The organism is Streptomyces sp. NPDC048290, from assembly GCF_040652095.1.
Taxonomy (GTDB): domain Bacteria; phylum Actinomycetota; class Actinomycetes; order Streptomycetales; family Streptomycetaceae; genus Streptomyces.
Map to the genome: position 1 here is coordinate 129,220 of NZ_JBEZLM010000023.1, position 21,977 is coordinate 151,196.

A 21,977-nucleotide genomic window follows, 5' to 3' on the forward strand; every position below is an offset into this window, starting at 1 on the left:
AGCCGGGGCACGGCTGTGCCACATGATCGTCAACTGAGCGTGTGCGTACGCCCGTTGCTGTCTAGCATCGCCCCGACGGCACCGGGCGTGGCGCGCCCGGTGAGCTGACGATCCGAAGGGGGACCGGTCGTGGTCCTGAGGGGCGGAACGGCACGGCTCGGATGTGCCGTCGCGGCGGGCGGGCTGCTGCTCGCGGGGTGCACGACGAGCGGCGGCGCACCGGACGGGTCGGCCACGGGGAAGCGGGACGGCGCGGTGTCCCCGTCCCCATCCCCGACGCCGTCCGCATCGCCGAGCGGGGCTGTCGACATCGACCCCGACAAGGTGCCCGGCTCCGGCGCCGAGGCCGCCCGACTGGTCCGTGCCGTCCTGCCCGGACCCGCCGACTTCGGCCCCGCCGCCGTCCGCCAGAACCCCTACGAGAGCGATCCCCGGCGCTGGGCCGTCCTCGGGGACGACTGCGTCTGGGAGCAGCGGCCCCGTCCGGACGGCGTCCTCGCCACGCTCACCCGCTCCTACCGGATACCCGCGAGCGACGGCCGGGGCATGGTGCGGCTGTCCGCCGTCGTCACCGTGCACCGCACCGCCGAACTCGCCGACTGGGAGAACGCCGAGGTGCTGGAGGAGACACTGCGCTGCCCCACCCAGCGGCTGCGCGCCGACGAGATGGTGACCTCCCTCAACGACGTGCCCGCCGGGCTCGGCGAGTCCGGGAACGGCTTCGCCGACGACTCCCTCACCGAGATCGGCGACTACACCCACCTCCAGGACGGCGGCACGCACCCCTACGTCTGGCGGCAGACCCGCATCGGCCCCGTCACCCTCGCCGTGTCCGCGAAGGGCGCCAAGGGCTGGAACCAGTCCGAACTGCTGGATCAGGTGCGGGATCCGCATGTGGGCATGGGATCGAAGGTGCGGGGGGCACTGGAGCGGGACCCGGCGGCCTCGGCCGTCCCGGCGGACCCGTCCGAGTCGGCGGTCTCTGCGGGGCTGTCCGAACCGGCGGTCGGTGCGGGCCCGTCCGAGCGGGCTGTCTCTGCGGGTCTGGTCGGACGGGCCGTCCTGGCGGACCTGTCCGGACCGGCGGTCGGTGCGGACCTGTCCGAGCGGGCTGTCTCTGCGGGTCTGTCCGGACCGGCAGTCCTGGCGGACCTGTCCGAACCGGCGGTCGCTGCGGACCCGTCCGAGCGGGCCGTCCCGGCGGGTCTGTCCGAGTCGGCGGTCTCTGCGGGCCTGTCCGGACCGGCCGTCCTGGCGGACCTGTCCGAGCGTGCCGTCCCGGCGGGTCTGTCCAAACCGGTGGTCCCGGCGGGTCTGTCCGATCCGGCGGTCTCTGCGGGTCTCTCCGAACCGGCCGCCTCCGCAGCCCCGTCCGAACCGGAAGCCTCCGCAGACCCGTCCGAACCCGAAGCTCCCGCAGCCCCGTCCGACCCGGCGCGTTCGGCGGGCCCGACCGCCGGTACGGGCACGCCCTCCCCCTCCGCCACCGGCCCGAAAGGCGGTGGCGCGTGACCGAGAACCTCATCCCCACCGACCCCGTCCGGATCGGCGGACACCGGCTGCTCGCCCGGCTCGGCGCCGGTGGCATGGGTGTCGTCTACCTCGGCCGCGCCGCGTCCGGTGAACTCGCCGCCGTCAAGGTGATCCTGCCCGAGTACGCCGACCAGCCCGAGTTCCGCGCCCGCTTCCGGCGGGAGGTCGCCGCCGCCCGGCGCGTCGACAGCCCCTGGGCCGTGCCGGTCACCGGCGCCGACCCGGACGCCCCGGCCCCCTGGCTCGCCACCGCCTTCGTGCCCGGCCCCTCGCTCGCCGAGGCCGTCGCCGCCACCGGCCCGCTGCCCGCGCCCGGGGTCCGGGTCCTCGGCGGGATGCTGGCCCGCGCCCTGACCGCCGTCCACGCCGCCGGACTCGTCCACCGGGACGTCAAGCCCGGCAATGTGCTGCTCGCCCTGGACGGACCCCGGCTCATCGACTTCGGGATCGCCCGCGCCCCCGGGGAGACCGCGCTCACCTCCGCCGACATGATCGTCGGCACCCCCGGCTTCCTCGCACCCGAACAGGCGCTGGCCGAGCCCGCCACCGCCGCCGGTGATGTCTTCGCCCTCGGCTGTCTGCTCTCCTACGCCGTCACCGGCCGCCTCCCCTTCGGCACCGGCACCGCCGACGCCCTGCTCTACCGCACCGTCCACGACGAACCCGATCTCGACGGTGTCCCCGACGACCTCCGGACCGTCCTCCTGCACTGTCTCGCCAAGGACCCGGCCGACCGCCCCACCGCCCGGGAACTGGACGAGGCGCTCACCGACGGCCCACCGCTGGACGACTGGCTCCCCGCCCCCGTCGTCCGGCTCGTCGCGGACCGCTCCGCCGCTCTGCTCGACCTCCCCGACATCGAGGCCACCGCCCTCGACCCGACAACGGACGCCCCGTCCACGGAAGTTCCCGCCCCCTCCTCCCGCCGCCGCTTCCTCGCCCTCGGCGGCGCCTCCGCCCTGGTCGCGGCCCTCGGTGGGGCCGCCGCCTGGGCCGCCCTGCGTGACGACGGCACCGCGCCGGGCGCCGGGCCCGCCGCGCGCCGCTGGGTCCTCGGCGTGCAGGCCGATCTGAGCGGTGGTCAGAAGGACGTGGGACGGGCCCAGGAGCGCGGGGTCCGGCTGGCCGTCGAGCAGTTCAACGCCCGCCGGGACAAGCCCTTCACGCTCACCCTGGAGACCGCCGACGACGGCGACGACCCCGCCCGCGCCCGCGCGGTCGCCCGTACCCTCGCCGCCGACCGCGACCTGCTCGCCGTCATCGGCTCCACCGGCGACGACACCACCGGCGCCAGCCTCGACAGCTACGACGAACGGCTCGTCCCGCAGCTCACCGCGTCCTCCGCGCTGTCCGTCTACGGCACCTCCCAGCCCCGCCGCTTCCTCCAGGCCGTCCCCGGCTACACCGGCCTCCCCGTCGCCGCCGCCTTCTCCGTCCACACCCAGGGCGCCCGCGAGGTGGCCGTCCTCATCGACCGCGCGGGCTCCTCCCCGGCCTGGCAACTCGGCCAGACCATGTTCCAGAGCCTCGGGGTGCTGGAGATCGCCGGTGCGCCCCGGGTCGTGCCCCGGCTGGCCCAGGACCTCGCCCCGGTGGTGTCCGAGCTGCTCGCCGACGGTCCCGACGGGCCCGACGGCATCGTCTACATGGGAACTCCCGAACGGGGCGCCGCCGTCGCCCGCGCCCTCGCCGCGGCGGACTACGACGGGCTGCGCGTCCTCGGCCACCCGGCCGCGCGCCCCGCGTTCCTGGCCGCCGCCGGTGCCGCCGCGGACGGCTGGCAGACCTTCGCCCCGTACATCGACCCCACGGCCGGTCCGGTCCGCGCCTTCGCCGCCGCCTACCGCGCGCGCTACGGCTCCCCGCCCCCGTACTGGGCCGCCGAGGCGTACGACGTGGCCCGCATGGTCATCACCCGGATCACCGAGGCGGGCGGCCGGCCGTCCCGGGAGCGCCTGTTCGACCTGCTGGCCAAGGGTACGTACAGGGGCCTGGTGCGGACCTACGCGTTCGATCCGGAGTACCGGTGGCTCACCGGCCATGAGGTCTTCCGGTACGTGGTGCGGGGCGGCCGGTTCGCCTACGAGGGCAAGGTCCAGCTCTGATGCGGCCCCTGTCGGCCGCCGATCCCGAGGACATCGGCGGTCACCGGCTCCTGGCGCGGCTCGGCGCGGGCGGCATGGGCGTGGTCTATCTCGCCCGCACCCCCGGCGGCACCCTCGTCGCCCTCAAGACGATCCGCGCGGAACACGCGGCCGATCCCGCGTTCCGGGTGCGTTTCCGCCGCGAGGTGGCGGCCGTACGGGCGCTGACGGGGTCCCGGGAAGGGGAGACGGCGGCCCCTGGGGCGGGGCCCGCTCGCTGGCTGGTCCCCGTGCTCGCCGCCGACACCGAGGCCCGCGAGCCCTGGCTCGCCACCGAGTTCGTGCCAGGACCCTCCTTGGTGGAGGCGGTCGACGGGTCGGGGGCGCTGCCCCTGTCCGCCGTACGCGTCCTGGGCGTACGGCTCGCCGAGGCGCTGGCCGTGGTCCATGGCGCGGGCCTGGTGCACCGGGACGTGAAGCCGGGCAATGTGCTGCTCGCCCTGGACGGGCCCCGGCTCATCGACTTCGGTGTCGCCCGCGCGGCCGGTGCCACGGCGCTCACCGCGCCCGACGCCGTCCTCGGTACGCCCGGCTATCTCGCCCCGGAACAGGCGCGGGCCGGGGCCGGGGAGGTCGGGCCGCCGAGCGATGTGTTCTCCCTGGGGGGCGTTCTCGCGTACGCGGCCTCCGCGCGGCGCCCGTTCGGCTCCGGACACGCCGCAGGGGTCCTCTTCCGCACCGTCCACGAGGCACCGGAACTCGCCGGGGTCCCCGCCGGACTGCGGCCGGTGCTCGCCGCCTGTCTCGCCAAGGACCCGGCGGCGCGGCCCACCGCGCGGCAGCTCGCGGCGACCCTGCGCGACCCGCGCGTCCCGCTCACGCGGATGCCGTCCGGCGGCGAGGAGGACTGGCTGCCGCCCGCCCTGCTGCGGATCGTCGCGGAACGCTCCGCGCGGGCCCTGGACGTCCCGACGCCCCGCCGGGTGCCCGAGGAGCCCGCACCCGCCGCACCCGACCCCGACCGCCGCCGTGTCCTGCGCGCGGGCGCCGCCGCGGCCTCCCTGCTCGCCGCAGGCGGCGGCGTCACCGCCTATCTGGTCGCCGGACGCGGCGGTGGCGCGGGCGACGCCCTCCCCGTCCGTACCCTCGGCTTCCAGGGCGACCTCGGCGGCCCGGGAAAGGCGGACGCGGCGGCGCAGGAGCGCGGCGCGCGGCTCGCCGTGGAGCAGCACAACGCGCGCCCCGGCATCGCCTTCCGGCTGGCGCTGGAGACCGCCGACGACCGGGGCGAGGCGGCCCGCGCCCGGCAGAGCGCCCGGCGGCTCCTCACCACCGGGGTGAGCGCGGTGCTGGGCCTGGGCACCGCCACGGCGGCCGTCGCCGCCGCCCCGCTATACCAGGACGCCCGTACGGCGATGGTGCTGATCTCGGCGGACGGCACCGAACTCGGCGCGGGGGAGACCCGGTTCACCACCGTGTGCGCGACCCGGGCCCCCGACGCGTACCTGGCGCTGCCCGTGCTGAGCTATCTGCGGGACGTACGCCCCGTCGCGCGGACCGCCGTGATCGACGACCGGGCTGCGGGGCGCACAGGGACGGCCCTCGCCACCGCGCTCATCCGGACCCCGCCCGCCGGAGGCACGGCGACGGTCCATCCGGTCGGCGCGGACACGGACGACTTCGGGCCCGCCGTCCGCGCGGCGCTCGCCACCCGCGCGCAGGCCGTCGTCCTCACGAGCACGGCACCCGCGCGGGCCGCCCGCTGCGCCCGCGCCCTGCGCGGCGCCGGCTTCACCGGACCGTGCCTGGGCACCTGGCACCTCATGGACCCCGCCTTCCCCGACCAGGCCGGACCCGCCGCCCAGGACTGGGTCCTCGCCGCGCCCTTCACCGACCCGGGCAGCGCCCCCGCCGCCTTCCGCGACGCCCACCGGGCACGGTTCGGCGTCCCGCCCGCCCGCTGGTCACCGGAGGCGTACGACGCCGTGGGCCTGGTCGCCCACACGCTGGAGGAACTGGGCGACGGCCCCGGCAGCGAGCCGGGCGCGGTGTCCCAACGACTGTTCACCGTGGCCTACGACGGTCTGGCCAAGCCGCTCCGCTTCACCACCGACGGCACCCGCACCCTGGCCCCCGGCACGGCGTACTTCCTGTTCCAGGCGCGCGGCGGCACCTTCCGCTTCCTGGGCCGCCACGACGAACTCGGCTGACGCCCCCGCCACTCCGGCACGCTCCGGTGCGCCCCGCCCCAGGAGTGTACGATCGTACGCTCCAGGGGTACGCTCCCGCCCATGACACTCGATGTGCAGGTACGGCCTGCCCTGCGCGAACGGCGGGCCCGCGCGGCGGTGGCCGTCCTCTTCTTCACCAACGGCGCGCTGTTCGCGAACGTCCTGCCGCGCTATCCGCAGATCAAGGCCGACCTGGGCATCGGGAACACGGCCTATGGGCTGGCCATCGCCGCGTTCCCGACCGGTGCCATCGTGGCGGGCCTCGGCGCCGGGATGGTGATCCGCCGCTTCGGCTCGGCGCGCGCCGCGGTGGCCGGGACCCTGCTCACCGGGCTCGCCATTCTCGGCGCGGGAACGGCGTCCTCCGTGCTGGTGTTCGCCGCGGCGCTGTTCCTGGGCGGGGCCATGGACGCGATCACGGACGTGGCGCAGAACGCCCACGGACTGCGCGTCCAGCGCCACTACGGGCGCTCGATCATCAACTCCTTCCACGCCATCTGGTCCATCGGCGCCGTCCTCGGCGGTGCCATGGCCGCCGCCGCCATCGCCCTGGACCTGTCCGCCGGACTGCACCTGACCGTCTCCGCCGTCCTGTTCGGCCTCGCCGCGCTCGGCGCCCTGCGCCACTGTCTGCCCGGCCCCGACACCGAACCGGCCGCCGACCCCGGCGCCGCCGACCCCGCGACCGGACCCGCCCGTCCCGTGATGACCCCCTCCCGGCGGACGTACGTCCTGGCCGCACTGGTGCTGATCGCCATGGCGGGCACCCTGGTGGAGGACGCGGGCAGTTCCTGGGCCGCGCTCTACCTGTCCGGCTCCCTCGGCGCTGCGGCGGCGCTGGCCGCCTCCGGGTACATCGCGCTGGTCGGCGCGCAGTTCGTCGGACGGCTCCTGGGCGACCGGCTGGTGGACCGGTTCGGACAGCGGACGGTGGCCCGCGCGGGCGGGCTGATCACGGCCGGGGGCATGGGACTGGCCCTGGCCTTCCCCTCGGTGCCCGGCACCATCCTGGGCTTCGCCGCGGCCGGTTTCGGCGTGGCGACCCTCGTCCCGGCCGCCATGTCCGCCGCCGACGCACTCCCGGGCCTCAGACCCGGCACCGGCCTCACCGTCGTCTCCTGGCTCATGCGGCTCGGCTTCCTGCTCTCGCCGCCCGTCGTCGGCCTGGTCGCCGACGCGTCCGGACTGCGTCTCGGCCTGCTGCTGGTGCCGTTCGCCGGCCTGCTCGTCATCGCCCTGGCGGGCGTACTGGGCACGCGCCCGGCGCGGTAGGGCGGGCGGCGGGGCGACGACCCTCCGCATCGGCCCGTATGGCGGCCCTCCGTACCGGCCTCATGTGTCGGGTACGCATACCGGCCTCATGTGTCGGCCCTCTGTACCGGTCTCCTATGACCGCCCTCCGTACCGGGCCCCTTGGGGCGGGCACGCGTACCCGCCCCCGCGCGGTGGGCGTTCCCGGTGTGCCGCCCCGGCGAGCGTACGGTCGTACACTTCGGGCGGTACCATCGCGCGCATGTCGACCGACTCCTTCGCCCACGACCCGCGCAGCCAGCATGAGCGGATGCTCGCCGGGGACCTGTACATCGCCGACGACCCGGAGATCGCCCGCAGGCAGCAGCGCGCGGTACGGCTGGCGGCGCGCTACCAGGCCGCCTACACCGAGGACCCCGCGACCGCCCGGCCGCTGCTCGCGGAACTGCTGGGCGGCCTGGGCGAGGACGTCCACCTCCGGCCCCCGCTGTATGTCGACTACGGCGACAACCTCACCATCGGCGCCCGCACCTTCGTCAACTTCAATCTGACCGCGCTGGACGTCGCCGCCATCGTGATCGGCGCGGACTGCCAGATCGGCCCGAACGTACAACTGCTCACCCCCACCCACCCGCTGGAGCCGGGTCCCCGCAGGGACAAGCTGGAGGCCGCCCGCCCCATCACGGTCGGCGACAACGTGTGGCTCGGTGGCGGCGCCATCGTGCTGCCGGGCGTGACCATCGGAGACAACGCGGTGATCGGCGCCGGAGCGGTCGTCACCCGGGACGTCCCCGCGGACACCGTCGCCGTCGGGAACCCGGCCCGCGCGGTGCGGTCCCTGTGAGAGCGCCACCGTGACGGCGTGGTTCCTGAGAAACTCCGGACATGGCAACCGGACACACCGACCCGCAGCGCCGTGAGCGCATTCTCAGCGCCGCCCTCGACCTGATCGCGGAGGTGGGCGTGGCGGGGGTCTCCCACCGGAAGATCGCCACGCGGGCCGGTGTGCCCCTCGGCTCGATGACGTACCACTTCGCCGGGATCGACGAGCTGCTGTTCGAGGCGTTCCAGCGGTTCACCGACGAGTTCGTGGTGTTCTTCGGCGGCTTCCTCGCCCGGCCCGCGGACCGCGCGGAGGCGGTCGAGGCGGTGGCCGACCTGGTGCACGCGCTGTCCGCCGAGGACGCCCAGCGCGATCTGGTGCTCACCCAGGAGCTGTACACGCTGGCCGCCCGCCGCCCCGCCTACCGGGCCCTCACGCACGACTGGATGCGCCGCAGCCGGGTCCATCTGGAGAAGCACTTCGACGCCGACACGGCCCGTCAGCTCGACGCGCTCATCGAGGGCCTGACCCTGCACCGCGCCCTCGCCCGCGCACCGCACGACCGCGTGGTCACTCTGGAGGCCGTCCGGCGCATCACGACACCACCGCCCCAGCCGAGCTGACGTCCCAGCGCACATACAGCTCCGGGGGCTTGCGGAACACCAGCCCGTACGGCGCCGCGGGCCGCCGTGGATCGAGCCGCAGCCCCGGAAGCCGCTCCAGGAGCCGCCGTAGGGCGACCCGGGTCTCCAGGCGGGCGAGATGGGCGCCGATGCAGTAGTGCGGGCCGTGCGCGAAGGCCAGCTGGAGCCGGGTGTTGTCGCGCCGCACGTCGAAACGGTCGGGGTCGGGGAAGACGGCCGGATCGCGGTTGGCCCCGGTCAGGGACACACTGACCAGATCCCCGCGCCGGATCCGCGCCGCGCCGAGCACGATGTCCCGGGTGGCGTACCGGTCGACCACCGCGGCGCCCGGTTCGAGGCGCAGGGATTCCTCCACGGCCCCGTCCAGCAGCGCCGGTTCGGCCCGGACCAGGGCGAGCTGGTCCGGGTGGTCCAGCAGATGCAGCAGCGCGTTGGTGATCATCGCCTCGGTGGTCTCTATCCCGCCGAACATGAGCACCGCCGCGTTGGACGCCACCTCCGGCACCGAGAGCTTCCCGGCGGCGGCCACCAGCAGCGACGTGGCGTCCCGGTCCGTGACGGTCTCCTCCACGGCGGCCCGCAGCCGGGCATAGGCGGCCTCCCCGGCGGCGGCGCCCGCCACCTGTCCGGCGGTCAGCTCGGCGACCGCCCGCACGATCGCGTCGTACCAGGCGAGGACCGTGTCCGTGGTGGTGCCCCGGAGCCCGAGCGCCTCCCTCATCACGGCGACTGCCAGGGGCCCGGCGAAGTCCCGCCGCAGCTCCGCCTCCCCGGCGTCCGCGAACCGCCCGATCAGCCGTGCCGTCTCCGCCTCGACGAACCCCTCGAACCCCTGCCGCACCTCCCGGGGCCTGAAGGCCGCGACGAACGGCTCCCGGTGCCGCGCGTGCCGCTCCCCGTCCAGCGACAGCATGCTGGGCCCCACCACGCGCGCGGTGGAGAACCGCGGATCGTCGACGGTGAAGGCGGCGGCGTCCCGCATCACCTCCACGGCGAGATCCCGCCGCGTCACCAGCCAACCCCCCAGCTCGGTCACCCAGGACACGGGCTCGGCCGCCCGCAACAGTGCCAGCCGTGGATGGGGGTCCTCGGCGAGTTCGGCCAGCGTGGTGGCGGCGCCCAGCGGAGAGGAGTGGTTCATCGCGGCCCTTCCCGGAAGATCCCGATCATGATGACGAGGCTAACGGGCACCCGCGCGGCCCGGCCGTCCGGGCGTCCGGGGGAGGCTGCCGGTGTTCATCCGCTCTGGCCGTCGGGCTGAGGGCCACGCTCGTCCGGCCCGGCGGACCGGGCGAGGCTGCCCGCATTCATCCGCTCCGGCCGTCGGGCCGAGGGCCACACTCGCGCGGTCCGGCCCTGGCGGCGCGTGCCCGCGCGGTCCGGCCGTCCGGCCAGGAGGCGCGCGCTCATCCCGTCCGGCGTCCGGCCGGAGGCCGTGCCTGTCCTGTCCGGCCGTCGGGACGCGGCGGCCGATTGCGTCCCGTCGGGTGGTCCGGCGTCTGGCCGGGGGTCGCGCCCGTCCTGTCCGGCCGTCGGGACGCGGCGGCCGATCGCGTCCCGTCGGGTGGTCCGGCGTCCGGCCGGAGGCCGTGCCTGTCCCGTCCGGCCGCCGTCGGGACACGGCGGCCGATCGCGTCCCGTCTGGTGGTCCGGCGTCTGGCCGGAGGCCGTGCCTGTCCTGTCCGGCCGTCCGAACACGGCGGCCGATCGCGTCCCATCGGATCGTCCGGCGTCCGGCCGGAGGCCGCGCCCGTCCCGTCTGGTCGTCCGGACACGGCCCCCGATCGCGTCCCGTCCGGCCGTCCGGCGTCCGCCGTCGGGCGGAGACGCGTGCCAGCCCCATCACGCCGTCCGCCGTCCGCCCCCCGGCCTCACCCGCCCAGCACCCCCCGCAGCCGTCCGCACACCCGCTCCACCTCGGCCGCCTCCGGCATGTGACCCGCCTCCGCCATCGCGGCCTGGAGGCGGGGGCCGAAGGCGCCGTGGCGGACGCGGGTGGACCGGTCCACGGGCTGCACCACGAAGTGGAGGTGTCCGGGGACCCCGCCCGCGTGCGACCACAGGCACACATAGACCTGCTCCGGTGCCAGGACGGCGGTGACGGCGGCGCTCACCCGGCGCAGCAGGGGCCCCAGTTCGGCGGCCTCCGCCGTGTCCAGATCGGCGACATGCAGGACGTGCCGGGCCGGTTTGACCACGAGCGTGCCCAGGCCCAGCGGGCCGACGCAGTGCTCGACCACCCAGGAGCCGGCCCGCAGCAGGACCCCGCCCGGCAGCGGGGCGCGTCCGGCGGTGAGGTCGCAGGCCAGGCACGCGGGCGCGGGCTCCGAGGCGGCCGGGTCGGGTGTCATCCGGGGCTCCTGTCCGTCGGTCGGGTCCGCTGACCCGGCAGTCTCCCATGGCGGGAACGTGTGTTCGACGGTCGACGGGCGATTGTCAGTGGCGGGTGTCAGGCTGAGGACACACAGGAGCTACGAAAGGGATTCCCAGTGATCACCACCGACTTCGCCCCGGGCTCACCCTGCTTCCTCGACCTGGGCGCTCCCGACGTCCGGGCCGCCGCGGCCTTCTACGGCGCGGTGCTCGGCTGGGATTTCCAGTCGATGGGGGACGGGGAGGGCCAGGAAGGCGGCATGTTCCAGAAGGACGGCAAGACCGTCGCCGGACTGGGCAAGCTCACCGAGGACGGCGCCCGCTCCGCCTGGATGATCTACTACTCCGTCCAGGACGCCGACGCCACCACCCGGGCCGTCGAGCGCGCGGGCGGCACGGTCCGCGTGGCGCCCATGGCCCTGGGCGACTGGGGCCGCATGGCGCAGTTCACCGACCCGCAGGGCGCCCAGTTCGCCATCTGGCAGCCGGGCACCAGCGGCGGTGTCGAACTCGTCGACCAGCCCGGCTCCCTGTCCTGGACGGAGCTGTACACCACGGACGCGGCGGCGGCGAAGGAGTTCTACGGCGCCGTCTTCGGCTGGCAGTTCGGCGACATGGAGCTGCCCGGCGGCGGCACCTACGCGCTCATCACCCCGGCCGGGCTCCCCGAGGAGCGGATGCACGGCGGTCTGATGCAGGTCGACAAGGAGGCCCTCGCCCTCGCCAACGGGCAGGCGTACTGGCACCCGGTCTTCGACGTCACCGACTGCGACGAGGCGGTCGCCAAGGTCACCGCGAGCGGCGGCAGCGTCCAGATGGGCCCCGACACGGCCGAGGGGATCGGCCGGATGGCCGTCTGCCTGGACCCCTCGGACGCCGACTTCGTGGTCCTCGCCCCGAGCCGCGGTCAGTGACCTCCTGAGGTCCGCGGGGTCCCGGCGCACCCGGGACCCCGCGGGTCACCCCAGAATGAGCGGCAGCCGGGCGTCGAGCCCGCCCAGCGCGGCCCGCTGCGCCGCGCTCGCCGGTCGCCGCCCCGTGCCGATCAGCAGGACGTCCCGGTCGGAGAACGAGGCGGGGAACGGGGCGCCGGCGATCCGTTCCAGCGCCGTCCGGGACGCGGCAAGGGTCGCGGCGGGCGGACCGGCGGCCGAGGGCAGATCCACGATCAGATCGAGGTGGTGCAGCGTCCATTCGAGCACGTAGGCCGTGAGGTAGTCGGCGGTGGTCAGCACCATGTCCTGGGTGCCGACCCGCGCGGCCGGATCGGCGAGCACGGCGGCCCGGCCCGCCGCCGAACCGACGTCGTCCAGATGGAAGGCGAGCAGCCGCGGGTCGCCGTAGGCCGCCGCCAGACGCGGGATCAGCGCGGCCAGCGGGTCGTCGCCGGACGGGGGCGCGGCGGCAGGCCGCCAGTAGCTCGTGGCGTCGGCGGTCGGCTCGGTGTCGGCGGGGGTGACGAGGGTGATCAGCACGTCCTGGGCGTCGATGACCAGATGGCACACCAGATCCCGGACCAGCCATCCGGCACACCCGGACGGCCTCTCGTAGTCCTCGTCGTCCAGTGCGGCCACCGCCGTGCGCAACGCGGTCCATGCGAGGGAGAAGTGATCCACCGGGGCAGCGTAGGCCGGTACGGGGGAGCGGACAATCGACAAACGCCCGGGGAGGTGGAAACCGGCTACGCCCCGCCGCCCCCCGACCCCTGTGCCCCGTCCGCCCCGTCCGCCCCGTCCGTTCCCCCCGGTTCGGGATGCCGTACCGCCGACTTCACGTCCTCCTCCGCCTGGGACCGGGCGATGCCCTGCTCCTGGGCGTACTCCGTGACCGCCGCCTGGACGTCGCGGGCCAGATCGCGCCAGGCGCGCAGCGCGGTCTCGTACGTCTCGGTCTGCTGGTCGGACCAGGGGTGCGCGGTGGGCGGGCCGTACTGGTCCCGCAACTGGCGTACCTGGTCATGCGCGTGGTCGGCGGCGCGCTGCATGCCCGTCAGCTCTTCGAAGGTATGTGCCACGCCCGGGATGGTAAGCAATGTCACGATCTGTCCCGGTCGCGACCCGCGTACGGGGACGGACCCGACCCCTCTGCCGCTCCCGCGTCCGCCATCCGGTCGCCCGACCGCCCGCGGGCCCCGCCACCGGGGCGCGCTCCCCGCGCGGAATCACCGGCCGCCTCCGGGCGGTTACCGTGGAGGAAGTTCCCGCCATAGAGGGACAAGGGGGATGGATGCCCATGCACGCGACACAGAGCACAGGACGGTTATCCGGAACAGCACAGGACGAGACCTTCGCCGCCCTGCGCGACCGTGAGTTCGGCTATCTCGACGACGGCGGCCACACCTACCTCGACCACACCGGCGCCGGGCTGCCGCCGCGCTCCCTCGTGGAGGGCAGCGCCCGGCGGATCACCGGCGGACTCTTCGGCAACCCGCACTCCGAGAGCCCGGCCTCCCGCGCCTCCGGGCGCCTGGTCGACGAGGCCAGGGCGGCGGTGCTGCGGCACTTCAACGCCGACCCCGCCGAATACGCGGTGATCTTCACCCCGAACGCCACCGGCGCCCTGCGCCTGGTCGGCGAGGCGTACCCGTTCAGCCACGACACCCGGCTGGTGCTGTCGCTGGACAACCACAACTCCGTCAACGGCCTGCGGGAGTACGCCCGAGCCCGGGGCGCGACGACCACGTACGTCCCGGTGACCGGCCCCGGTCTACGGCTGGACGAGGCCCGTACGCGCGCCGCCCTCGCCCCGCCCGGACGCCCCGGCGGCCCTCCGCCCGGACTGTTCGCCTATCCGGCGCAGAGCAACTTCACCGGCGTACGGCACTCGCTCGGCTGGATCGCGACCGCCCAGGCGCGCGGCTACCGGGTCCTGCTCGACGCCGCCGCGCACGTCCCCACCAACACCCTGGACCTCGGCCGCCACCACCCGGACTTCACGGCGGTCAGCTGGTACAAGGTCTTCGGCCATCCCACCGGCGTCGGCTCGCTGATCGTCCGCCGCTCCGCACTGGCCGGGCTGCGCCGCCCCTGGTTCTCCGGCGGCACCATCCGCGTGGTCAGCGCCCGGGGCCGATGGCATGTCCCGGCCGCCGACGAGACCGCCTTCGAGGACGGCACGCTCAACTTCCTCGCCCTCGCCGATGTGACCGCCGGGCTGGCCTGGATCGAGTCCCTCGGCATGGACCGGGTCCACACCCATGTCGGCGCGCTCACCGGCCGGTTGCTGAACGGCCTGCGCATGTTGCGACACGGCGACGGCACGCCCCTGGTCCGGGTCTACGGCCCCGACCGCGCCGACCCCGACCGGGGCGGCACGGTCGCGCTGAACGTGCTCGACGCGCGGGGCGGGGTCGTGGACGAACGGCTCGTCGTCCGGGACAGCGCCGCGCGCGGCATCTCCCTGCGGACCGGCTGCTTCTGCAACCCCGGTGCGGGGGAGGCCGCGTTCGGGCTGTCGGAGGAGCGGCTCCGGGCGGCGGCCCGGCGCGGCCCCGGCACGCTGGACGACTACCTGGAGCGGCTGGGCCTGCCGTCGGCGGGCGCGGTCCGGGTCTCGCTCGGGGTGGCGTCCCTGCCCAGGGATGTCGACACGTTCCTGGACTTCGTCCACGCCACCTACCGGGACCGGCTCCCGGACACGGCCGGGCTCACCCCGAGAGAGAGCTGCTGAACGGGAGAGGAGCGACCGGCGGTCCTGGCCGGTGAGCGGGCGTCACCCTCGGTACCGGTCAGTACACGGTCAGCCCGTACGCGGCCAGGGCCTCCTGGATCGGCTGGAAGTAGCTGGTGCCGCCCGTGGTGCAGTTCCCGGAGCCCCCCGAGAGGATGCCGATGACCCGGTCGCCCGCGTAGAGCGGGGCGCCGCTGTCGCCGGGCGCGGCGCAGATGTTCGTCTGGATCAGGCCGTACACCACGTCACCGCCCCCGTAGTTGACGGTCGCGTTGAGCGCGGTGACCCGGCCGCAGCGGACCCCGGACACCGCGCCCCGCATACACACGGCCAGCCCGATCGTGGCGTTCGCCGTCCCGGTGACATCGACGGTGCCGATCGTGCCGGGGTGCGGCACGGCGGGGTTGGTGTACTGGACGACGCCGAAATCGTTGACGGGGAAGCTGCTGGCGGTCGTCGGCCCGATCGGTGTGGCCAGACCCGAGGAGGTGTACCAGGTGGCGGCGCCTGTGGTGCAGTGCCCGGCGGTGATGAAGTAGAACGACGAGCCGCCCTGCACATTGACGCCCGCGGTGCAGCGGGCGGTGCTGGTGAAGACGGCGTCGCCGCCCGACACCAGCGGGCGCAGCCGTCCGCCGACCCGCTCCACCCGCACCGGGCCGTCCAGCGCGCGGAGCCTGGCCAGATCGGCGCCGGTGACGGTGGCGTCGGCGAGCACCCGGGTACGGCCGCCGTCCGCGTCCGGGACCCAGGCGGTGCCGCCGATGCCCAGCGACTCGACGGCGGCGGCGACGCCGGCCTGGGCCACGGCCGGTGGCGCCGCGGTGGCGGGGGCGGCGCCGACGGCGAGGCCGGCCACCACCGACAGACTCAGCAGACAGCGCCCCACGGCGCCACGGAGTGCTCTCATCACCCAAGTCCCCCCGGGGAGAAGGTCGGTCAGGCCGGGTACGAGCCAGCGCTCATTGTGCCGGGCCGCTCCCGGGCCGGATAGGGCGGACTTCGGCCGTGCCGGGCGGCCGGACTCCGAAGGGCACCGTCCTCCCTGCGGTCACCTCCCGGAAGTCCCGCTTGCGGATCTTCCCGTGGACGCCCTTCACCCCGTCCACCACCTGGGAGACCGCGAAGTCGCCCGCCGCGCTGAGGTAGGCCATCGCCAGGTGCCGGTCGATGCCGTAGTCGGTCATCAGCAGGTCCAGCGCGCAGCGCACGCAGTCCCGCATCGCCCGGTCCAGATCCTCGTCCAGCCCGATCGGCACCAGGTACGCGTCGGTCTCCGCGAACGGGGCGATCCGGCCGTGGCCCGGCCGCAGCGCGGCGCCGCCCGGTATCAGCTCCACCCGCACGGTGGCCCGCAGCGACGCCTCGAACGCGGTGAGGGCCACCTCGCCGTCGCCCTGCGCGAAGTGCGGATCGCCGAAGTAGACCAGGGCGCCGTCGACCTGGACGGGCAGGTACAGGGTGGCGCCGACGCCGAGCAGGGACACGTCGAGGTTGCCGCCGTGGCGTCCCGGGGGCACCGAGTGCGGGCGGGCGGCGCCGGGCACGGCCACGCCCATGACCCCGAGGAACGGGCGCAGCGGGAAGCGCAGCGCGCCCCGGGCCGGGTCGGCGGGGTCGACGGCCATCCGGCCCCAGGCGCCGTCCGGGCCGGTGTGCGCGGTGGCGAAGGTGAAGACCGGGCCGGGCAGTGCGGGCAGTTCGCCGGGGAGCGCCCCGAAGCCGTGCCGGGCGGACACCATGCCGTACGGCACCCGCGGGGTCAGGGCGAGGACGGTGATGGCGAGCAGGTCGCCGGGCCGGGCGCCGGTGACCGCGACGGGGCCGGTGACCAGGTGCGGTCCGTCGGCGTGCTCGTCGTGCGGCAGTCCGGAGTCGGCGATCTGCTGGGCGTCGTCCAGGACATGGGCGGCGCCGACGCCGTAGCGGGCGAAGAAGCCGCGCGGGTCGCGGCCCTGGTCCTCCAGGACGCCTTCGTGGCTGACGGTGTCGACGGTGAGGACGGAGCCGGGCCGGACCGTCGCGCGTGGGGTGTCCGCCGCGCACGGCAGGCGTCCCCACAGGACGTTGCCGGGGGAGGCGGGGACGTAGACGCCGGAGGGGATCTCGCCGCGGCCGGGCTGGAGCACCGGGTGTCCGGTCGCGGCGATGTCGAGCGGGGGAGAGTCGGTCGCTGGCATGGCCCGCCTTTCGTGGAAGGAGGGGCCGACGCTAGGAACGAGTCGTTGCGCGGGTGTTTCGCGGTGGGGGCACCACCGTAACGGCGTCTTGTATGGCGTTATGGCGTCTCGTAGGAAGGTGATGTGGGCATTCCCGTGCACGGGGCCGGTGCCGGACCGGACCCGTGCGTGGGGATGCCCTGGCGGGGGCTCAGAGGTCGAGGACGAGGCGGTCGCCCTGGCAGCGGCCGACGCAGATCATCATCGTGCGGCCCGCCTGCCGTTCCTCCTCGGTGAGGATCGAGTCGCGGTGCTCGGGAGTCCCGGCGAGCACCCGGGTCTCACAGGCCCCGCAGTACCCCTTCTCACAGTCGTACGACAGTCCGCTCACCGAGTCGCGCAGCACCTCGATCAGCCGGCGGTCGGCGGGGACGGTGAGGGAGAGTCCGCTGCGTGCGAGCCGGACCTCGAAGGGCCGGTTGGCCTCGGCCGCGAACGCCGTCTCCAGCTCGTCCCCGGCGGCGAACCGCTCCAGATGCAGCCGGTCCGTCAGATCCAGCCGGGCGCACTCCCGTTCGACGGCGGCCAGCATCGGCGCCGGACCGCAGGTGTAGACCGCGGTGTCCGCCGCCAGCCCGTCCAGCAGCCGGGGCAGGTCCGGGAGTCCGGCCTCGTCCTGCGGGAGCAGGGTCAGCGCGTCCCCGGCGACGGCGGCGAGTTCCTCGGTGAACGCCATCGTCGACCGGGAGCGTCCGCCGTAGACCACGGTGAAGGGCCGGCCGCGCGCGGCGGCCTCGCGGACCGCCGCGAGGATCGGGGTGACCCCGATGCCGCCCGCGAGGAAGAAGTACGAGGGGGCGTCCACCAGCGGGAAATGATTGCGCGGGCCGCGTACCGCGAAGGTGGCTCCGGGGCGGGCCAGGTCGTGCAGCTCCACGGAGCCGCCCCGGCCGTCCGGTTCGCGCAGCACCCCGATGCGCCAGGTGCCGGGGTCGGCGGGGTCGCCGCACAGCGAGTACTGCCGCAGCCGCCCCGACGGCAGCCGCACCTCCACATGCGCCCCGGCCCGCCACGCCGGGAGGTCGCCCCCCTCGGGCAGCGCGAGTTCCACGGCGAGCACCCCCTCGGCGGCGGCCCGTACGGCGGTCACCCGCAGCGGGGTCGGCGAGGTCAGCGCGCGCGGACCGCTGACGGCCGTGCCGCTCGCCAGGGAGCCGGGCGGGAACACCGCCGGGACCGCGTCCCAGCCGGACTGATTGCCCCGGGTGTCGTAGGGGACGAGCCCCTCCTCGATCACCTGGTAGTCGGGCAGCCGGGTCAGCACCTGGGTCATCATCGCCCGGAACATGGCCCGCGCCAGATGCGCCCCGGCGCAGCGGTGCGAGCCGATGCCGAAGCTGAGGTGGCGGGTGGTGTCCCGGTCCAGCCGCACCTGTTCGGGCTCCGGGAAGACGGCGGGGTCGTGGTTGGCGGCGACCCAGGGGATCAGCACCCGGTCGCCCGCCCGCATCGGACAGCCGCCCACCGCCACGTCCTGGGTGACGGTCCGCGCCATCGACTGGGACGGGGCGAAGGCTCGCAGGAATTCCTCGGTCGCCGTCTCCAGCAGGTCGGGCGACTCGATCAGCCGCCGCCGCTGGTCGGGATGGCGGGCCAGATGGACCAGGGTCGATCCGGTGAGCGAGGTGGTGGTGTCGACGCCGCCCGCGATGAGCAGGCCGATCACCGACACCAGTTCGTCGTCGCCGAACGGGGTGCCGTCCGCGCGGACGCCCGCGACCAGTTCGCTGATGGCGTCGGTGCCGGGTGTCGTACGCCGCTCGGCGATCAGTTCCCGGATGCGCTGGTCCATGTAGGCCAGTCCGGCGGCGCCGCGCGCGGCGCGCTCACTGCCCGCCGGGGCGGCGAAGATGTCATGGATCGGCCCCGCCAGCCGGGCCCAGTCCGACTCCGGGAACCCGAGCCAGTCCAGGGTGACCGCGGCCGGGAGCGGGTTGGTGAGATCGCGGACGAAGTCGCAGGAGCCCAGCTCGATGAAGTCGTCCACGATCCGGGCGGCGTGGCGCTCGATCATCGGCACCAGCCGCTCCACGGCCTCGGGGGTCAGCAGCGGGTTGATCAGCTGCCGGTACTCCGTCGAGCGCGGCGGGTCCAGCTCGATCGGGAACTGTTCCAGCCCGGGGCCCTTGGGGATCACGATGCCGACGCCCGGCCCGCCGGAGTCGCTGCGGGCCGAGGAGAACGTCTCGTCGTCGCGGGCGATCCGGGCCACATCGGCGTACCGGGTGGTGTAGTGGAAGCCGCCGTGGGCGTCGGAGCGGCCGACCGGGCAGCTCTCCCGGAACCGGGCGTAGTAGGCGACCGGGTCGGCGTTGGCGTCGTCGCTGTGATGGTCGAAGACGGCGTCGGGGGCCGGCCCCGGCACTGCGGGTGTCTCGAAGTCGATGTCGGCGGACATGGTGGGCACGCTCCACGTGCTGGTACCTGTGCGCGGTGTTGTCCGGCCGCGCCACCGGATGTCTGAAGCCTCATCGGCGCAGGTCAGGCCACCTTAGGCGGTGTTCTGGCCAACGGCAATGAGCCGACGGTGACGGCCGGTGTCAGAAGGTCAGCACGGCCTTGCCGACCGCGCCGGAACGGACCGCCGCCACGGCCTCGTTGATCTGCTCGAACGGGAAGTAGGTGATCATCTTCTCGACCGGGAACCGGCCCTCGGCGTTGAGTTCCAGCAGCCGCGGCAGGAACAGCTGCGGCAGGCTCGCCCCGGCGATGATGCCGGTGACCGACCGTCCGTTGAGGATGGAGCGCCACTCGAAGCTCATCGACTCGCTCGGCCCGATCCCGATGACCCCGGCCCGCCCCAGCGGCCCGAGCGCCTCCACGGCCGTCCGCAGCACGTCCTCGCGGCCGGTGGTGTCGATGACGAAGTCGAACCCGTCCGGCACCAGCGCGGCCAGCCGGTCCGCGGTGTCCCCGGTGGAGGAGTCCACGGTGTGGGTGGCGCCGTAGCCGCGCGCCGCCTCCAGCTTGGCCGGGTTGACATCGACGGCGACGATCGTGCGGCAGCCGCTCAGCGCGGCGGCGATGACGGCCGCGACGCCGACCGCCCCGGCGCCGAACACGGCGAGGGAGGAGCCGGGCCGGGGCTGGAGCACATTGAGCACCCCGCCCGCCCCAGTCTGGAACCCGCAGCCGAACGGCCCGGCCCGCAGCAGATCCAGCGCCGGATCGATCCGTACGACCGCCCGCTCGTTCGCGACGACATGGCTCGCGAACGACGACTGGCCGAGGAAGTGGGCGTTGACCGGCCGCCCCTCGTACGACACGGCGGAGCTGCCGTCGGGCCGGTGGCCGGAGAAGTTGAGCGCGTCGAAGTCGCGGCAGTAGGCGGGGGAGCCGGTCCGGCACAGCGCGCACGTCCCGCAGGAGGTGAAGGACATGGCGACATGGTCGCCCGGCTTGACGGAGGTGACATGGGAGCCGACCCGCTCCACCACGCCCGAGCCCTCATGGCCGAGGAGCGCGGGAGTGGGGAAGAAGGTGGCGAATTCGAGGTCGGTGCCGCAGATCCCGACGGCCGCGACGCGGACGAGCACCTCGTCGGGGCGGGGCTCTTCGAGGTCCACCTCGGTCAGGGAGAACGGCTCTCCGGACTGCTTCAGCAGAGCGGCGGTGGCACGCACAGGGCCTCCTAGTAGCGCCTCACAAAGTGAGACCGCATATTGACATGTGCAACAAGGTCGGTCAAGGTTCCCCCCATGGTGGCTGTTGACTTCCCCTCTGCTCTGCACTTCATCGACGGTGAATGGGTCGCTGCCCGGGACGGTTCCACGCTGGACGTCCTCGATCCCGCCACCCGCTCGGTGTTCCGGACGGTGGCCCGCGCGGGCGCCGCCGATGTCGTCGACGCGGTCGACGCGGCGCGCCGCGCCTTTCCTGGCTGGGCGGCGACCAACCCCAGTGAACGCGGGGCCCTGATCCGCCGCTGGGCGGACCTCATCATCGCCGAGGTCGAGGCGCTCGCCGCGGTCGAGGCCCAGGACGTGGGCAAGCCGCTGTCCGGCGGCCGGACCAACATGTACATCGCGCACGGCATCATCGACTACTTCGCGGGCGCCGCCGACAAGCTCACCGGTGTCACCCTGCCCACCCGCAGCCCGGACTACCTGGGCTACACGGTCCCCGAACCGTACGGGGTGTGCGCGGTCGTCATCCCCTGGAACGTGCCCGCCGTGCTCACCGCCGCGAATGTCGCCCCGGCCCTCGCCGCGGGCAACACCGTCGTCCTCAAGCCCTCCGAGATCGCCCCGCTGGCCCCGTTCGCGCTCGCCGAACTCGCCCGGCGCGCCGGGTTCCCGCCCGGTGTCATCAATGTCGTCGCGGGCCTCGGCCCCGAGGCGGGCGTCGCCCTCACCTCGCATCCCGGCGTCGACCACATCAGCTTCGTCGGCTCCACGACCACCGGCCGGGCCATCATGGCCGCCGCCGCCCAGAACCTCGTCCCGGTCAAGCTGGAGCTGGGCGGCAAGTCGCCCAACGTGCTCTTCGCCGACGCCGACCTCGACACCGCGATCCCCGCGATCGTCGCCTCCATCACCGAGAACGCCGGACAGAACTGCTACGCCGGGTCCCGGCTGCTGGTCGAGGCATCGGCGCACGACGAGGTGGTGGAGCGGGTCGCCGCGGCCATGGCCGAGGTGAAGACCGGCGCCTGGGAGGCCGACCTGGACATGGGTCCGCTGGTCAGCGCCGCCCAGTACGAACGGGTCGGCGGCTTCCTCACGGACGCGCCGCGCGAAGGCGCCCGGCTGGTCACCGGCGGCCGTCCCGGCGCCGACGGCTGGTTCATCGAGCCGACCGTGTACGACCAGGTCGACGGCGGGATGCGGATCGCCCGCGAGGAGGTCTTCGGACCGGTGCTCGCCGTGCAGTCCTTCCGGGACACCGCCGAGGCCACCCGGCTGATGAACGACACCGACTTCGGCCTGCTGGCCTGCGTCTGGACCAATGACATCTCGCGCGCGCTGCGGCTCGCCAAGGACGTCCGCTCCGGACAGGTCGCCGTCAACCAGTTCCATGACGCCGGGGTCATCGGCTTCCCCTTCAACATGCAGAAGGACAGCGGCTTCAGCCGGGGCGGCGGCTATGCCGCACTGCGCGAGTACACCCAGGAAAAGGGTGTCGCCATCCGGTTGCTGGCCCGCTGAGAC

At 74.6% G+C, this 21,977-nt stretch carries 17 protein-coding genes; 9 read left to right on the forward strand and 8 right to left on the reverse strand.

The annotated features are described in order from the left end of the window. Positions 1-129 precede the first annotated feature (129 nt). The 6 genes from AB0D49_RS31925 (at position 130) to AB0D49_RS31950 (ending at position 8,545) form a co-directional block, all read left to right on the forward strand. Positions 130-1,512: a hypothetical protein gene (locus AB0D49_RS31925; RefSeq protein WP_362764212.1), complete on the forward strand. Its 1,383-nt coding sequence runs from the start codon at positions 130-132 to the stop codon at positions 1,510-1,512. Next, positions 1,509-3,638: a bifunctional serine/threonine-protein kinase/ABC transporter substrate-binding protein gene (locus AB0D49_RS31930; RefSeq protein WP_362764215.1), complete on the forward strand. Its 2,130-nt coding sequence runs from the start codon at positions 1,509-1,511 to the stop codon at positions 3,636-3,638. Before AB0D49_RS31925 ends, AB0D49_RS31930 begins: the two co-directional genes overlap by 4 nt. Beyond that, entirely contained in the window at positions 3,638-5,827 is a 2,190-nt protein-coding gene (locus tag AB0D49_RS31935) for a bifunctional serine/threonine-protein kinase/ABC transporter substrate-binding protein (RefSeq protein WP_362764218.1), read from the forward strand. Before AB0D49_RS31930 ends, AB0D49_RS31935 begins: the two co-directional genes overlap by 1 nt. Before the next feature lie 81 nt (positions 5,828-5,908). Beyond that, entirely contained in the window at positions 5,909-7,120 is a 1,212-nt protein-coding gene (locus AB0D49_RS31940; RefSeq protein ID WP_362764221.1) for an MFS transporter, read from the forward strand. Positions 7,121-7,361: 241 nt separating this feature from the next. Further along, entirely contained in the window at positions 7,362-7,943 is a 582-nt protein-coding gene (locus AB0D49_RS31945; RefSeq protein ID WP_362764224.1) for a sugar O-acetyltransferase, read from the forward strand. 41 nt (positions 7,944-7,984) lie between these two features. Further along, positions 7,985-8,545: a TetR family transcriptional regulator gene (locus AB0D49_RS31950; RefSeq protein WP_362764227.1), complete on the forward strand. Its 561-nt coding sequence runs from the start codon at positions 7,985-7,987 to the stop codon at positions 8,543-8,545. Here AB0D49_RS31950 and AB0D49_RS31955 read toward each other — a convergent pair. Next, a complete protein-coding gene (locus AB0D49_RS31955) occupies positions 8,517-9,707 on the reverse strand; it encodes a cytochrome P450 (RefSeq protein ID WP_362764230.1) in 1,191 nt (396 codons plus the stop codon). The genes AB0D49_RS31950 and AB0D49_RS31955 overlap by 29 nt on opposite strands. A gap of 730 nt (positions 9,708-10,437) precedes the next feature. After that, the gene (locus AB0D49_RS31960) at positions 10,438-10,917 is read right to left on the reverse strand and encodes a hypothetical protein (RefSeq protein WP_362764232.1); all 480 of its coding nucleotides are present in this window, start codon (positions 10,915-10,917) and stop codon (positions 10,438-10,440) included. Between the two features lie 138 nt (positions 10,918-11,055). Here AB0D49_RS31960 and AB0D49_RS31965 point away from each other — a divergent pair, with 138 nt between their 5' ends. Further along, entirely contained in the window at positions 11,056-11,853 is a 798-nt protein-coding gene (locus tag AB0D49_RS31965; protein ID WP_362764235.1) for a VOC family protein, read from the forward strand. Positions 11,854-11,898: 45 nt separating this feature from the next. Here AB0D49_RS31965 and AB0D49_RS31970 read toward each other — a convergent pair whose 3' ends face one another. Further along, entirely contained in the window at positions 11,899-12,555 is a 657-nt protein-coding gene (locus tag AB0D49_RS31970) for a maleylpyruvate isomerase N-terminal domain-containing protein (protein ID WP_362764237.1), read from the reverse strand. 65 nt (positions 12,556-12,620) lie between these two features. Next, a complete protein-coding gene (locus tag AB0D49_RS31975; protein WP_362764239.1) occupies positions 12,621-12,953 on the reverse strand; it encodes a hypothetical protein in 333 nt (110 codons plus the stop codon). A 218-nt stretch (positions 12,954-13,171) separates the two neighbouring features. Here AB0D49_RS31975 and AB0D49_RS31980 point away from each other — a divergent pair, with 218 nt between their 5' ends. Next, complete coding sequence (locus AB0D49_RS31980) at positions 13,172-14,608, forward strand: aminotransferase class V-fold PLP-dependent enzyme (RefSeq protein WP_362764242.1); 1,437 nt, start codon at positions 13,172-13,174, stop codon at positions 14,606-14,608. A gap of 58 nt (positions 14,609-14,666) precedes the next feature. Here the strand turns inward: AB0D49_RS31980 and AB0D49_RS31985 are convergent, their stop codons facing one another. The 4 genes from AB0D49_RS31985 to AB0D49_RS32000 form a co-directional block, all read right to left on the reverse strand. Further along, positions 14,667-15,518, reverse strand: a complete 852-nt coding sequence (locus AB0D49_RS31985; RefSeq protein WP_362764245.1) for a S1 family peptidase — start codon at positions 15,516-15,518, stop codon at positions 14,667-14,669. A gap of 52 nt (positions 15,519-15,570) precedes the next feature. Continuing rightward, positions 15,571-16,788, reverse strand: a complete 1,218-nt coding sequence (locus AB0D49_RS31990; protein WP_362764248.1) for an acetamidase/formamidase family protein — start codon at positions 16,786-16,788, stop codon at positions 15,571-15,573. Positions 16,789-16,978: 190 nt separating this feature from the next. Continuing rightward, complete coding sequence (locus AB0D49_RS31995) at positions 16,979-19,225, reverse strand: cytochrome P450 (RefSeq protein WP_362764251.1); 2,247 nt, start codon at positions 19,223-19,225, stop codon at positions 16,979-16,981. A 142-nt stretch (positions 19,226-19,367) separates the two neighbouring features. Next, positions 19,368-20,450, reverse strand: coding sequence for an NAD(P)-dependent alcohol dehydrogenase (locus AB0D49_RS32000; protein ID WP_362764254.1), 1,083 nt, complete (start codon positions 20,448-20,450; stop codon positions 19,368-19,370). 75 nt (positions 20,451-20,525) lie between these two features. Here AB0D49_RS32000 and AB0D49_RS32005 point away from each other — a divergent pair, with 75 nt between their 5' ends. Next, entirely contained in the window at positions 20,526-21,974 is a 1,449-nt protein-coding gene (locus AB0D49_RS32005; protein WP_362764257.1) for an aldehyde dehydrogenase family protein, read from the forward strand. The last annotated feature ends 3 nt before the right edge of the window (positions 21,975-21,977 follow it).

Excerpts from the sequence above, each read along its gene's own strand:
- AB0D49_RS31935 (WP_362764218.1), top strand. The coding sequence starts at position 3,638 with ATGCGGCCCCTGTCGGCCGCCGATCCCGAGGACATCGGCGGTCACCGG.
- AB0D49_RS31940 (WP_362764221.1), top strand. The coding sequence starts at position 5,909 with ATGACACTCGATGTGCAGGTACGGCCTGCCCTGCGCGAACGGCGGGCC.
- AB0D49_RS31945 (WP_362764224.1), top strand. The coding sequence starts at position 7,362 with ATGTCGACCGACTCCTTCGCCCACGACCCGCGCAGCCAGCATGAGCGG.
- AB0D49_RS31950 (WP_362764227.1), top strand. The coding sequence starts at position 7,985 with ATGGCAACCGGACACACCGACCCGCAGCGCCGTGAGCGCATTCTCAGC.
- AB0D49_RS31955 (WP_362764230.1), bottom strand. The coding sequence starts at position 9,707 with ATGAACCACTCCTCTCCGCTGGGCGCCGCCACCACGCTGGCCGAACTC.
- AB0D49_RS31960 (WP_362764232.1), bottom strand. The coding sequence starts at position 10,917 with ATGACACCCGACCCGGCCGCCTCGGAGCCCGCGCCCGCGTGCCTGGCC.
- AB0D49_RS31980 (WP_362764242.1), top strand. The coding sequence starts at position 13,172 with ATGCACGCGACACAGAGCACAGGACGGTTATCCGGAACAGCACAGGAC.
- AB0D49_RS31985 (WP_362764245.1), bottom strand. The coding sequence starts at position 15,518 with ATGAGAGCACTCCGTGGCGCCGTGGGGCGCTGTCTGCTGAGTCTGTCG.
- AB0D49_RS31990 (WP_362764248.1), bottom strand. The coding sequence starts at position 16,788 with ATGCCAGCGACCGACTCTCCCCCGCTCGACATCGCCGCGACCGGACAC.
- AB0D49_RS31995 (WP_362764251.1), bottom strand. The coding sequence starts at position 19,225 with ATGTCCGCCGACATCGACTTCGAGACACCCGCAGTGCCGGGGCCGGCC.
- AB0D49_RS32005 (WP_362764257.1), top strand. The coding sequence starts at position 20,526 with ATGGTGGCTGTTGACTTCCCCTCTGCTCTGCACTTCATCGACGGTGAA.